Source organism: Kitasatospora sp. NPDC088264, from assembly GCF_040685715.1.
Classification (GTDB): Bacteria; Actinomycetota; Actinomycetes; order Streptomycetales; family Streptomycetaceae; genus Kitasatospora.
Genome location: NZ_JBFBIR010000033.1, coordinates 60,229 through 72,623, shown reverse-complemented (window position 1 = coordinate 72,623; position 12,395 = coordinate 60,229). Strand labels below are relative to the sequence as shown.

Here is a 12,395-nt window from a genome sequence, read left to right as displayed (position 1 = left end):
GTCATCGGGCGGCCAGCCGTTCGGCGATGGCGCTCACGGTCCTGGCCCGGAACACCAGTTGCGGGGGGACGCGGGTGCCGGTCTCCCGGGACAGCCGCATCGCGACCCGGACGGCGGCCAGCGAGTTGCCGCCGATCCGGAAGAAGTTGTCCTCCCGGCCGACCTCGGTGAGGTCGAGGACCTCGCACATGGCCTCGGCGACCAGCCGTTCGGCTTCGGTCAGCGGGTCGCGGGCGGCGGCCAGGCGCCCGGCGGGGGCGGGCAGTGCCTTCCGGTCGACCTTGCCGTTGTGGTTGAGCGGCAGGGCGTCCAGGACGTCCAGGGTGGCGGGCACCATGTGCTCGGGCAGCAGGCCGGCCAGGTGGTCGAGGAGCACGTCCGGGTCCGGTGCGTCGGCCCCGACGGTGACGTAGGCGGCCAGGCGGTGGTCGCCCGGGGCGGGTTCGTGGACGGTGACGGCGGCCTCCTGGACGGCGGGGTGCCGGGTGAGCGCGTCCTCGATCTCGCCGGGCTCGACCCGGAACCCGCGGATCTTGACCTGGTCGTCGATCCGGCCGGTGACCTCCAGCAGGCCCCCGGCGTTGACGTAGCCGAGGTCTCCGGTGCGGTAGAGGCGCTCGCCGGGGACACCGAACGGGGAGGCGACGAAGCGTTCGGCGGTGAGGCCGGGCCGGCCGAGGTAACCGTAGGCGAGACCGCCGCCGGAGGCGTACAACTCGCCGATCACGCCGGGCTCGACGGGGCGCAGCAGCTCGTCCAGGACCAGGACGCCCTTGCCGTTCAGCGCGACGCCGATCGGGACGGAGCTGCCGGTGACGTCCTCCGGGCCGACCTGGTGGCAGGTGGTCAGGCCGAGGCTCTCGACCGGGCCGTAGCCGTTGGCGACCACCAGGCCCGGGTGGTTCTCCAGGGCCTTGGCCACGTGGGTGACGGAGGCCCGCTCGCCGGCCGTGATGGCCAGTTTGAGGCCGTCGTAGGTCTCCGGGAGCTCCTCCAGCAGGAAGTTGAACAGGCTGGCGGAGAGCTGGAGTTCGGTGACGCCGTGGCGGCGGGTCAGCTCGGCGATGGTCTGCGGGTCCGGGCGCTGGCCGGGCTGCAGGACGCAGGCGCCGCCGAAGCAGAGCGCGCCGTAGAGCTCCAGCGCGAAGGCGTCCCAGGAGACCGGCGAGCACTGCAGCCAGACCTCGTCCGGGCCGAAGCGGGCGTAGTCCTGGCCGAGGTAGGTGGTGGTGAGCGCGCGGTGCGGGACGGCCGCGCCCTTGGGGCGGCCGGTGGAGCCGGAGGTGAACATCACGCAGGCGAGATCGGCGCCGTCGACCGGCAGGCCGAGGTCGTGCGCCGCGTACCGGGCCAGCTCGGCGGCCGCGGCGTCCAGGTCCACCTGGCGCCGGACGGCGAACGGCACGGTGGCGTGGCGGTGGGTGATCACCGTGGCGGCGCCGGTGTCGGCGACCGCGCCGGCCAGCCGCTCGGCCGGGAAGTCCGGGTCCAGCAGGGTGTAGGCGGCGCCGGTCTTGAGTGCGGCCAGCAGCGCGGTGACCATCTCCGGCCCGCGCTCGGCGAGTACGGCGACGGTGTCGCCGCGGCCGATGCCGAGGCCCACCAGGTGGCGGGCCAGCCGGTTCGCGGCGGCGTTCAACTCGCCGTACGGGACGGTCCGTTCACCGGAGATCAGGGCGGTGGCCTGCGGGGCCCGGGCGGCCTGCGCCTCGAACAGGGCGTGCCCCGGCACCTCCAGGGCGGCGGCCAGGGTGCCCAGCCACTGCTCGCACAGGCCGGCCATGGTGGAGGCCTCGAAGAGGTCGCTGTCGTACTCGAAGCGGCCGGTGAAGCCGGTGCCGCGGTCGTCCACCGAGACGGACAGGTCGAAGCGGGAGACGGGGTTGGAGTGCAGATCGCGGGTGACCTCGCACCCGCCGACGGTCAGCGGGCGGGTGTCCAGCGGGTGCAGCTCCAGCAGCACCTGGCACAGCGGGTTGCGGTCCTCGGGGCGTTCCTCCAGCACCGCGTTCGCGATGTCGTCGAAGGGCACCTCCTGGTGCCGGTAGCCACCGATCGACACCTCGCGCACGTGCCGGACCAGTTCGCGGAAGGAGACGCCCTCCTCGACCTTCAGGCGCAGCGGCAGCAGGTTGACGAAGTAACCGATCAGGCCGTCGAGTTCGGCCCGGCCACGGACGTTCACCGGCGAGCCGAGCACCAGGTCGCGCTGCCCGGAGCGGCGGTGCAGGGTGAGCGCCAGCCCGGCGAGCAGCACCATGAACGGGGTGGCGTCCTCGCTGCGGGCGAGCGCCCGGACGGCCCCGGCCACCGGATCCGGCATCGCGAAGCGGTGGAACGCGCCGCGGAAGGCCTGCTCCTCGGGGCGGGGGTGGTCCGGCGCCAGCGCGTCGACGTCCGGAACGTCGGCCAACTGCTCTCGCCAGTAATCGAGTTGCTGCTCGGCGGTGTCGTCCTGGTACTGCCAGGCCGCGTAGTCGCCGTACTGGACGGCGAGTTCCGGCAGCTCGGCCGGGCGCCCCTCGGCCGCCGCGGCGTACAGCTCCTGGAGCTCGGCCTCCAGCACCGGCAGCGAGCCCTCGTCCCAGACGATGTGGTGGAGGAGCAGCAGCAGCGTGGTCGCCCCGGCGGCCCGGAAGACCCGCGCCCGCACCAGCGGCCCGACCGCCAGGTCGAAGGGCTCCAGCGCGGCCTCGGCCACCAGGTCGTCCACCTGGTCGGCGGTGGTCTCGGTGAGCGTGAACGGCAGCTCCACGGCCGGGTGGACGACCTGGCGCGGACCGTCCTCGGCGAGCTCGAAGGTCGTCCGCAGGCTCTCGTGCCGCGCCACCACCCCGGCCAGCGCCTGCCGCAGCAGCTCGGGGTCGACCGGCCCGGCGAACCGGAACACCCAGGGCACCACGTAGGTCGGCGCGTCCGGGTTCCACTGGTCGAGGAACCAGAGGCCGCGCTGGAACTTGGACAGCGGGGCCTCGGCGGCGCCCGAGCGGACCAGCGCCGGGCGCTCACCGCCGGAGGCGGCGGTCACCGCGGCGGCGAACTCCGCCAGCGTCGGCGCGTCGAAGATGGTGTACGGGGACACCATGCCGAAGACGTCGAAGACCCGGCCCACCACCCGCACGGCCGTCAGCGAATCGCCGCCCAGGTGGAAGAAGTTGTCGTCCGCCCCGACTTCGGGCACCCCGAGCACGTCCGCCCAGACCGCCGCGATCAGCTGCTCGGCGGGCGTGCGCGGCGGGCGGCCGGCGGGCTGGCCCTCGGGCGCGGCCTGCGGCTCGGGCAGGGCCTGGCGGTCCACCTTTCCGCCGCCGGTCAGCGGGAAGGCGTCCAGCGCCGTGAGCGTCGCCGGGATCATGTGCTCGGGCAGCCGCTCGGCCAGCCAGTCCCGCGCCTCGGCGTACCGCGGCGCGGCACCGGTCAGGTACCCGGCCAGCCGGCCCTCGCGCGCCACCACCACGCAGCCGGTGACGCCCGGGTACCCGGCCAGCACCTGCTCGATCTCGCCCGGCTCGACCCGGAAGCCGCGGACCTTCACCTGGTGGTCGCTGCGGCCGACGAACTCCAGCGGGCCGTCCTCGGTCGTGCGGCGCACCACGTCGCCGGTGCGGTACATCCGCGCGCCGGGAGCGCCGCTCGGCGCTGCGGCGGGGTCTGCGAGCGGCTCCGCGGGCGGGGCCACGAACGGGGCCACGAACGGGGCCACGAACGGGTCCGCGACGAAGCGGTCGGCGGTCAGGCCCGGGCGGCCGAGGTAGCCGGAGGCCAGCAGCGGCCCGCCGACGTACAGTTCGCCGGCCGTGCCGGGCGGCACCGGGCGCAGCCGCTCGTCGAGCACGTAGAGCCGCCGCCCGCCGAGCGCGGTCCCGATCGGCACGCCCGCCTCGGGCTGCTCGCCCGCGAGCCGGTGGGTGGTGGCGGTGACCACCGTCTCGGTCGGTCCGTACGCGTTCAGCAGCGGCACCCCGGTCGCGGCCCACCAGGCGGCGGCGGTGGCGGGCTCCAGCTTGTCGCTGCCCGAGATCATCAGCCGAAGGGTGCGCGGCACCCTGCCGCCCAGGGCCGCCACCACGTCCTGGAAGTAGCCGGCGGCCAGGTTGGCGACGGTGACGCCCTCGGCGTCCAGCAGGTCCAGCAGTTCGGCCGGGGAGAGGAGTCGGTGCTCCGGGAGGACCAGGCAGGCCCCGGCGGACAGCGCGCCGAGGACCTGCTCCACGGCCACGTCCACCGTCGGACGGGCGAACTGCAGCACCACGTCCCGCTCGGTCAGGCCGAAGGTCCGGACGGCGGCGGCCAGGTGGCCGGTCAGCGCGGCGAGCGGGACGTGCACGCCCTTCGGACGGCCGGTGGTGCCGGAGGTGTAGATGACGTAGCCGGCACCGCCATCGCCAGCACCGGCAACGGCGCCCGCGCCGTCGCTGAGCCCGGTGAGCTCGGTGAGCTCCTCGCCGCCGAGGGCCAGGGAGGCCCCGGCGTCCTCGGTGATCCAGCGGTTGCGCTCCTCCGGGGCCTCCCGGTCCAGCGGCAGGTAGGTGGCCCCGGCCCGCAGGACCGCCAGCAGCGCGACCACGTGGTCCAGCCGGTCGCGGCCGGTGACGGCGACCGTCCCCCCGGGGGCGAGCCGGGCGGCGAGCGCGGCGGTCAGGCCGTCCAGCTCCCGGTAGCTGACGGTCCGGCCGCCGGTGCGGACGGCCGGCCGCTCCGGAAAGCGGCGGACGGCGGAGGCGAACGGCTCGAAAGCGGGCGGCTCGAAAGCGGACACCGTGATTTCAGGCGCCGTGATTTCGGGCGCAGCATTCTCAGTAGGGAAACCGCGAGAGGACATCATCCAGCCCCAGAAGTGAGATGAATCGGCGACGAGTTCGACGATAGGGGGAATTCGACGGCCCTATCGGCAGGAAATGAGGAAGGAAATCGGCAGTTTCCGGTGCCGCTTTCCGGACCTGCCGCAGGAATCGACCCGGGCAGGCCGGGGCTACCGGCCGGCGGTGGTTCCGTATTCCTCGGGGGACCAGACGTCCTCCCGGTCCAGGGCCTGCGGCGCGTACTTTCCGAGCGCACTGATCAGCAGTCGGAGTTCCAGCGCCAGACAGTCCACGAAACGGCGGAGCCCGGATTCCCGGTCCTCCGCCACGGCGAGCAGCGCCGCCCGCCCGAGGCCCACCGCGCGGGCCCCCAGGGCCAGGCTCTTGACCGCTCTGGCGCCTTCCCAGATGCGCCCGGAGACCAGCAGCGAGGGCGGCGGCGCGACCGCCAGCCGGCGCAGGCACTCCGCGAGCGGCAGTCCGACGTGTGGCAGGAACACCCCGGGCGCCCAGCCGGTTCCGCCTTCGGCGCCGTCCACCACGACGGCGTCCGCCCCGGCCTCGTGCGCCACCCGGGCGGCCTCGGCCACGTCCCGGCCGGGGTAGAGCTTCACCCAGATCCGCACCCGGGGGTAGTTGTTGCGCATCAGCCGGATCTGCTGGCGCAGGATCTCCGCGGTGAAGGTACCCGGGGTGGCGGCGCGCAGCACCCGCCCGTCGCCGAACAACGGGTCCAGCCCGAAGCGGTCGCCCAGCGCGGCGGCGGCCTCGGCCTCCAGCACGGTCATGCCGCCCAGGCCCGGTTTGGCGCCCTGGCCGACCTTCAACTCGAAGGCCAGCCGTCCGGATTCCAGCAGGGGCAGGGCGGCCGGGTCGCTGTGGACGAGGTTCCACACCTCGGCGTCGGCGTCCTCGGTGCTCTGCTGGACGGCCACGCCGCCGAGGCCGTCCGGGAGTTCCTCGGTGTAGGCGCGCAGCCGGCCGAGCAGCGTGCGGTCGGCCGCCTCGCCGAGCCTGCCGTAGCCGTTCACCGGCACCACGTTCTCGCCGATCACCATCGGGATGCCGAGCGCCCCGGCCTGCCGGCTCAGCGCCAGCCCGAGGTCACCGCCGGCGGCCCGGGTGGAGCCGGTCGCGGAGACGTACACCGGCAGCGCGGAGGCGAACCCTCCGATGGTGGTGGCCAGTTCGACGTCCCGGTAGTCGGGCTCGCGGCCGAGGTCGATCAGCTTGGCCAGCCGCTGCGGCAGGAACAGCGGCGGGACGATCCGCAGCGCGTCCAGGGCGTCCGGCGGCGCCGCCCGGTCCGCCGCGCCCGGCCGGCCGGCGCCGAACAGCACGTGTCCGTACTCCTCGGCGGGCGGGAAGGCGGCGGCGGCCCCGGCGCGGGCCCGATGCCGGACCTCCTCCTCCGGGAATCCCGGCGCGCTGAGGTCGCTCACGGGGACACCACTCCGGCGATCTTCGGGAAGGCGCTGGCCTGCCAGACGGCGTCCAGCCCGGCGACGTACCGGGTGAGCCTCTCGACCCCGATGCCGAAGCCCGCGCTGGCCGGCACCCCCTCGCGCACCAGGTCCAGGTACCAGCGGTACTTCTGCGGGTTCTCGCCGGTCTCCCGCATCCGGGTGACGATCTCCGCGTAGTCGTTGGTGCGCTGGCTGCCGCTGCACAGTTCACCGTAGCCCTCGGGCGCCAGCAGGTCGAAGTTGCGCAGCAGGCCCGGGTCGTCGGGGTGCTCGCGGTCGTAGAAGCCGCGCGAGCCCTTCGGGTAGTCGGTGACGAAGAACGGCCGGTCCCGGCGGGCCGACAGCAACGCCTCGCCCTCCCAGTCGAGTTCGGCCTCGGGGCTCTGCGGGTGCCCGATGCCCTGGAGTTCGGCGACCGCCTCGGCGTGCCGGATGCGGCCGAAGGAGCCCTGCAGCAGTTCGGCGAAGGCCTGCGGGTCCCGGCCGAGTTCGGCGAACTCCTTGGGCAGCGCGCGGACGGTGCTGTCGACCATGTGCACCACCAGGTCCTCGGCCAGCTGGACGACGTCGTCCCGGCTCGCGCCGGCGACCTCCACGTCCAGCTGGTGGAACTCGGCGAGGTGGCGGCTCGTCCCGGCGGTCTCCAGCGGTTCCAGGCGGACGTTCGGGGCGATGCAGAAGATCTTGTCGAAGGCGAGCAGCGAGGCCTGCTTGTACAGGATCGCGCTGGTCATCAGCTTGTAGCGGTGGCCGTAGAAGTCGATGTCCACCTGCTTGGAGCCGCGCGCACCGGGATCGGTGACCGGGCCGATGATCGGCGGCAGCAGTTCGGTGAAGCCCCGGCCGCGCAGGAACTCGCGGGCCGCGGTGAGCAGGTGCTGCTGGATCCGGAGCGCGCTGCGGGTGGCCGGCGCGGTCAGGTGCCGGCCCGGGTCGGTCGGCGGCAGGAGCGTGGGGTCGGGCATGGTCGGGTCCTCTTCTCTCGTTCTCTCGTGGAGCGTGGAGCGTGGAGCGTGGAGCGTGGCTTTTCACCCGGCGTCTCACCCGGCGTCTCACCGTGCGGCGGGCAGGCCCCGGAGTGCGGGTGCGGGCGAGCGTTCGGCCCGCTCGTCGTAGCGCTGCTGGACCTGGGAGAGCGCGGCCAGCAGCCCGGCCGAGCCGAGGATCGGCGCGCGGCCGCCCTCGGCGAGCCCGGCGATCGGCATCGAGCCGACGGCGGACCACAGCAGCCGTCCATCCGGGCCGAGCGAGCTGCGCGTCCGCCCGGCGTTGTCGGGGTGCAGGCAGTACGGCACGTCCAGGTAGCCGGCCGCGAACGCCCGCACCAGGGCCCGCCCGACGTCGGCGTCCAGGTCGAGCACCGCGCCGATCAGCACCCTGGCCTCGGCCTCGATCCCGGTGTCCGGCGGGGCGGCGGGCCGGGGGCGGGCGCGTTCCGCCGTGGCGGCTGCGGCGGCGGTCTCCAGCGCCCGGACGTTCTCGGCGACGGTCGGGATGCGGTGCGCCTCGGCCGTGGTCTTGACGATCAGCCGGGCGGCGCCGCCGCGCACCGCGAGCCGCGCGGCGTCCTCCAGCAGCAGCCGGGCGCCGCCGGGCGAGCGCGGGTACACGCCCATGTACGCGTACACCACGAGGTGCCGGTCGACGTCCGCGAGCAGTTCGCCCGCGATCCGGCCGAGCGCGGCCAGCGCCTCCTCGTCCTGGCCGGCGTTGGCCTGCTGGGCGTAGCTGAGCGAGATGCTGCGCAGCCCGTGCTGGCGGAAGAACAACGCCTCCAGGACGCTGATGGCGATCAGCAGCGAGGGCGGGCAGAGCTGGCCCATCATGCAGCCACCGAACGTCTCCAGGTGCGGATCCGCACCGAACTCCCGCATGGACGACAGCAGTTCGCAGCTACGCTGCCAGCGGGCCACCGCCTCGTGCAGCGGGGTGCGGCCGTACGGCAGGCAGTAGGAGACCGGTCCGCCCTCGGTGGCGTCCAGGCCGGCCGCCAGCAGCGCCCCGATGATGTGCTCCGGCGCGGCCGAGCCGTGCCGGACCTGCACCGGGAAGCCCGCGTCCGCCACGCCGGCCAGGACCGCCCGGGTGACCTCGACCGGGTGGGTGGCGATCGGGTAGCCGTTGAGGCCGGCCCCGGCGGCCAGTGCCCGCCGCGCGGCGTCGAGGTCGCCGGTGCGGGTGTAGCTGTCCAGGGTGATGGTGCCGACGGTGACGGCGGCCGCCGCCCGGGTGGCGAGCAGGCCCTCCCGCATCCGGGCCGCCTGCGCCATCCCCATCCGGGGCTGGACCACCAGTGCGCCGGCCTCCGCGGCCTGCGCCACGAACGCGCCGAAGCTCGTCACAGCAGGACCCGGGAGCGCAGCCCGTCGACGAACTCGCGGAACCCGGCCACCGCGGAGCCCTCCTCGAAGACCCGGTCGAAACCGGCCGCGAGCAGTACGCGCTCGCGGTCGGGGTCGTCGGTTCCGGCGATGCCGAGCTTGCCGCCGATGACCGTCGGGGTGCGCCGCAGTTCCGGGCAGGCGCGCAGGGCCGGGATCACCCGCAGCCCTTCCTGGTAACCGTGCCCGTTGACGCTGCTGACCACGATCAGGTCCGGTTCGATCCGGCGGCATTCGGCGAGCAGCAAGGCGTCGGGGACGCACGCGCCCAGGTTCGTCACCCGGTGGCCCATTTCCTCCAGCAGCAGTTGCAGGAACACCAGGTTCCAGGTGTGCGAATCCGAGGCCGTCGTCGTCACGACGACGTCCAGTCTTCTCTCTCCGTCATTTCCGTGCTCCACAGCCCAGCCCTCGTCGGTAGCGATCGTCGATGGAATTCCGCCGACGCCCCAGCCGGCGGCCCGGGAATTCCGGCGCGTATTCCGCGGCGGTCCAGCCCCACGGAGAACGCTAGGAACGATCGGGCCCGGCGACCGGCAGCTCGTGCGGCAAGATGCGGGCAAGAAGCGGCAGTATCGACACCCGGCCGGCCTGCCGCCGCGCGGTCAGCCCGCGACGGCGAGCAGTTGGACGTCCGCGGCCGGCGCGAACCGGTGCCCGGGCTCCTCCCGGAGGAGGCGGCGGCACACGTTGAGCACCGTGAAGCGCACCCCGTCGCGGGCGGGCACGCTGCGGATCAGTCCGCGCGACAGCAGTTCGTGCACCGTCGCCAGGCAGGTCTGCGGCGCCCAGCCGCTGCGGACCACCGCGTCCTCCCCCGACCAGTCGCCGGGCTCGTCCACGAGCACGTCCAGCAGGGCCCGCTGGCGTTCCGTCAACCGCTGGATCGCCGGCTCCACCTCGTCCCGGACGTCACCGCGCGTGCCGTACACCACCGGCGGCGCGGCCAGCGTGAACGGGCCGGCCGACAGCCGGGCCAGCAGCTGGGCGGTGGACTGCACCAGCGTCCACCCCGCCGCGCGCTCCAACGCTCCCGGCAGGCCGTCCAGGTGGCGGCAGAGCGCGGCCACGGCGGGGGCCTCGGAGCGCTCCAGGGTGTAGCCGGGGCGCAGCCGGCGCAGGTGCGAGAGCAGCAGCCGGACGGCGCCGATCTGCGCCAACGCCTCGGGTTCGGCGTCGAGTTCGGGGGCCGGTACGGGCAGCGGGGCGAGCGGGACGACCTGCCCGCCGGGCAGCGGCCAGGCCTCCCGGGCGGTGATCAGCACCCGCAGCCCGGGGCAGTGGTGGAACAGCCCGTCCAGCCGGTCGGCGTCCACCCCGCCGTCGGCGCCGTCCAGCACCAGCAGGGCGGGCCGGTCGCCGATGTCCCGGACGATGTCGTCCATCCGGCCGTGCCAGGGAGCCGAGTCGCCGGCGCAGTCCACCCAGCGCACCGACCAGCAGGCGGCCAGGTGCAGGCGGCGGGCCACCTCCAGGGCGAGCCGGGTCTTGCCGACCCCGCCGAGCCCCACCAGCGAGACCAGCCGGTCCCCGTGCACGGCGAAGGCGTCGGACAGCACCTCGGCCTCCATCTCCCGCCCGACGATGGCCCCGCGCGCCACCGGCGGGGCGACCGGCGCCACGGCCGTCGGCTCATCGGCGAGCGGGTGCCGACGGGCGGCCTCCTCGAAGTCCGCCCGGCTGCGGCCCTCCAGCCGCAGCGCGTCCGCCAGCAGCCGGACGGTCTCGTTCCGTGGCCGTCTCACTCGGCCGCTCTCCATGTCCCGGATGGCCCGCACGCTCAGGGTGGCGTGATCGGCCAGGCACTGCTGGGTCAGGCCGATCCGCTCGCGCCGCACCCTCAACTGCTCTCCGAAGCCCGCCGCCGTCCTCACCGCTTGCACCCACTGCCCGCCGTCCATGCCTCGTCTGCCCTTCGTGGTCCGGACTCCTGATGGGGGTCGGGACCAGTGGCGGCATCAGCGCTGGGTACCCGCGCGGTCCGTGGTCCGACCGCGTGGGACCCGGTGGTCAGGCTGTGGCCTCCGAACCGGTCCCCTCCGGTTCCAGATGCTCCAGGCTCGCCGTCTACGCCCGATCAACGGCCGATCACCGGCCCCACCCACGACCTTCACGCGGGCCTCACAGCCCGTCGGCGGACTGCTCCTCGAGTGCGGCGCGGGCTGTGTCCATCAGTTCGTCGAGCGCGTCACGGGTCCTGGCCATGTCCGCGATGTGCGCGTCGAGCTTCGCCCGCTCCTGCCCCATCCGCTCCAGCGCGGCCACCGAGCGCTCCTCGCTGGGCGCGTCCACGCACGGCAGCAGTTCGGCGATGGCGCGGCTGGACAGCCCCGCCGCGTAGAGGCGCTGGATGAACAGCACCCGCGCCACCGCGCCGTCGGTGTAGTGGCGCTGCCCGCTGGCGCTGCGGGTGCTGGCCAGCAGGCCCTGCCCCTCGTAGTAGCGCAGGGATCTGACGCTCACTCCGGCGCGTTCGGCGAGCTCTCCGATCCGCACGGGCACCTCCGGGTCGTGATCCCCGTCACAGGGCTTGCCTCTGACATCGATGTCAGGTTTTAGCGTAACGGAGGACGGGCCCGGGCACCGGGTCCGTGACTTCGAACGAAGGACTTCCGCATGACGACGTCCGCCACGTCCGCCACGTCGAGCGCCCTGCTCACCGGCTACCGGCTCGGCGAACTCACGCTGCCCAACCGGGTGGTGATGGCACCGATGACCCGGGGGCGCGCCACCGCCGACGGTCTGGCCACCGCCTCGATGGCCACCTACTACGCCCAGCGGGCCACCGCCGGGCTGATCGTGACCGGGGGCGTCCAGCCGAGCCTGATCGGCCAGTCGAACCCGGGCACACCCGGCCTGTACACCGACGAGCAGACGGCCTCGTGGCGCCAGGTGACCGCTGCCGTGCACGCCAACGGCGGCCGGATCTTCGCCCAACTGATGCACGGCGGCCGGGTCTCGCACCCGGACACCACGGGGCTGCGACCGGTCGGCCCCTCGGCCGTCCCCGCCACCGGCGACGTGTTCACCCCGACCGGTCCGCAGCCCGCTCCGGTCCCCCGGGCCCTGGAGACCGACGAGGTCCCCGAACACGCCCGCTCCTACGCCGAGGCCGCCCGCCGCGCCGTCGACGCGGGCTTCGACGGGGTGGAACTGCACGGCGCGAACGGCTACCTGATCTCGCAGTTCCTCTCCTCCAACGCCAACCGGCGCACCGACCGCTACGGCGGCCCGGTGCGCAACCGGATCCGCTTCGCCGTCGAAGCCGCCACCGCCACCGTCGAGGCCGTCGGCGCCGCCAGGACCGGGATCCGCCTCTCCCCCGGCGGCACCTTCTGGGGCGTGGCGGAGGAGGACGTCCTGGAGCTCTACACCGCCCTGCTCGGCGAACTCGCCGGCCTCGGACTCGCCTACGTCCACCTGGAGGCGACGACGGACGAGCCGTCCCTGCTCGCCCTGCGCCGCGCCTGGCCGGGCACGCTCATCATGAATCCGGTGCTTCCGCTGGGCCCGAAGCAGGTCGACCGCGAGGCGGCGGACCACTGGCTCGGCATCGGCGCCGAGCTGATCAGCTTCGGCCGCGCCTACCTCGCCAATCCCGACCTCGTCGAACGGCTGCGCACCGGCGCCCCGATCGCCCCGGCCGACGAAGCCACCTACTACCAGGGCGGGGACCGGGGCTACCTGACCTACTCCGCCTACCAGCACACGGTCGACCAGCGGCCGTAGCCGCCACCCGCCCGAGG

8 protein-coding genes are annotated in these 12,395 nt (G+C 74.3%); 1 reads left to right on the top strand and 7 read right to left on the bottom strand.

Annotation, left to right across the window (positions count from 1 at the left end):
• Window position 1: 1 nt before the first annotated feature.
• From AB0O82_RS24160 to AB0O82_RS24130, 7 genes are all read right to left on the bottom strand, one after another.
• Window positions 2–4,759: an amino acid adenylation domain-containing protein gene (locus AB0O82_RS24160; RefSeq protein ID WP_363586022.1), complete on the bottom strand. Its 4,758-nt coding sequence runs from the start codon at window positions 4,757–4,759 to the stop codon at window positions 2–4.
• 213 nt (window positions 4,760–4,972) lie between these two features.
• Complete coding sequence (locus AB0O82_RS24155) at window positions 4,973–6,244, bottom strand: glutamate synthase-related protein (protein WP_363586020.1); 1,272 nt, start codon at window positions 6,242–6,244, stop codon at window positions 4,973–4,975.
• A complete protein-coding gene (locus AB0O82_RS24150) occupies window positions 6,241–7,233 on the bottom strand; it encodes an asparagine synthetase A (protein WP_363586019.1) in 993 nt (330 codons plus the stop codon). The genes AB0O82_RS24155 and AB0O82_RS24150 overlap by 4 nt, the downstream gene beginning before the upstream one ends.
• 87 nt (window positions 7,234–7,320) lie before the next feature.
• Window positions 7,321–8,610 carry a methylaspartate mutase gene (locus AB0O82_RS24145; RefSeq protein ID WP_363586018.1) on the bottom strand — a complete coding sequence of 430 codons (1,290 nt, stop codon included), beginning with the start codon at window positions 8,608–8,610 and terminating at the stop codon, window positions 7,321–7,323.
• Entirely contained in the window at window positions 8,607–9,050 is a 444-nt protein-coding gene (locus AB0O82_RS24140) for a cobalamin-dependent protein (RefSeq protein ID WP_363586017.1), read from the bottom strand. The genes AB0O82_RS24145 and AB0O82_RS24140 overlap by 4 nt, the downstream gene beginning before the upstream one ends.
• 204 nt (window positions 9,051–9,254) lie before the next feature.
• Window positions 9,255–10,550: a helix-turn-helix domain-containing protein gene (locus AB0O82_RS24135; protein WP_363586016.1), complete on the bottom strand. Its 1,296-nt coding sequence runs from the start codon at window positions 10,548–10,550 to the stop codon at window positions 9,255–9,257.
• Window positions 10,551–10,770: 220 nt separating this feature from the next.
• The gene (locus AB0O82_RS24130) at window positions 10,771–11,145 is read right to left on the bottom strand and encodes a MerR family transcriptional regulator (protein ID WP_363586015.1); all 375 of its coding nucleotides are present in this window, start codon (window positions 11,143–11,145) and stop codon (window positions 10,771–10,773) included.
• A gap of 120 nt (window positions 11,146–11,265) precedes the next feature.
• On the opposite strand from AB0O82_RS24130, the gene AB0O82_RS24125 reads away from it, so the two are divergent.
• A complete protein-coding gene (locus AB0O82_RS24125) occupies window positions 11,266–12,378 on the top strand; it encodes an alkene reductase (RefSeq protein ID WP_363586014.1) in 1,113 nt (370 codons plus the stop codon).
• Window positions 12,379–12,395: the final 17 nt, after the last annotated feature.

What these genes read in the sequence shown, in the direction of transcription:
- AB0O82_RS24125 (WP_363586014.1), top strand. Translation starts at nt 11,266, where the DNA reads ATGACGACGTCCGCCACGTCCGCCACGTCGAGCGCCCTGCTCACCGGC.
- AB0O82_RS24150 (WP_363586019.1), bottom strand. Translation starts at nt 7,233, where the DNA reads ATGCCCGACCCCACGCTCCTGCCGCCGACCGACCCGGGCCGGCACCTG.
- AB0O82_RS24135 (WP_363586016.1), bottom strand. Translation starts at nt 10,550, where the DNA reads ATGGACGGCGGGCAGTGGGTGCAAGCGGTGAGGACGGCGGCGGGCTTC.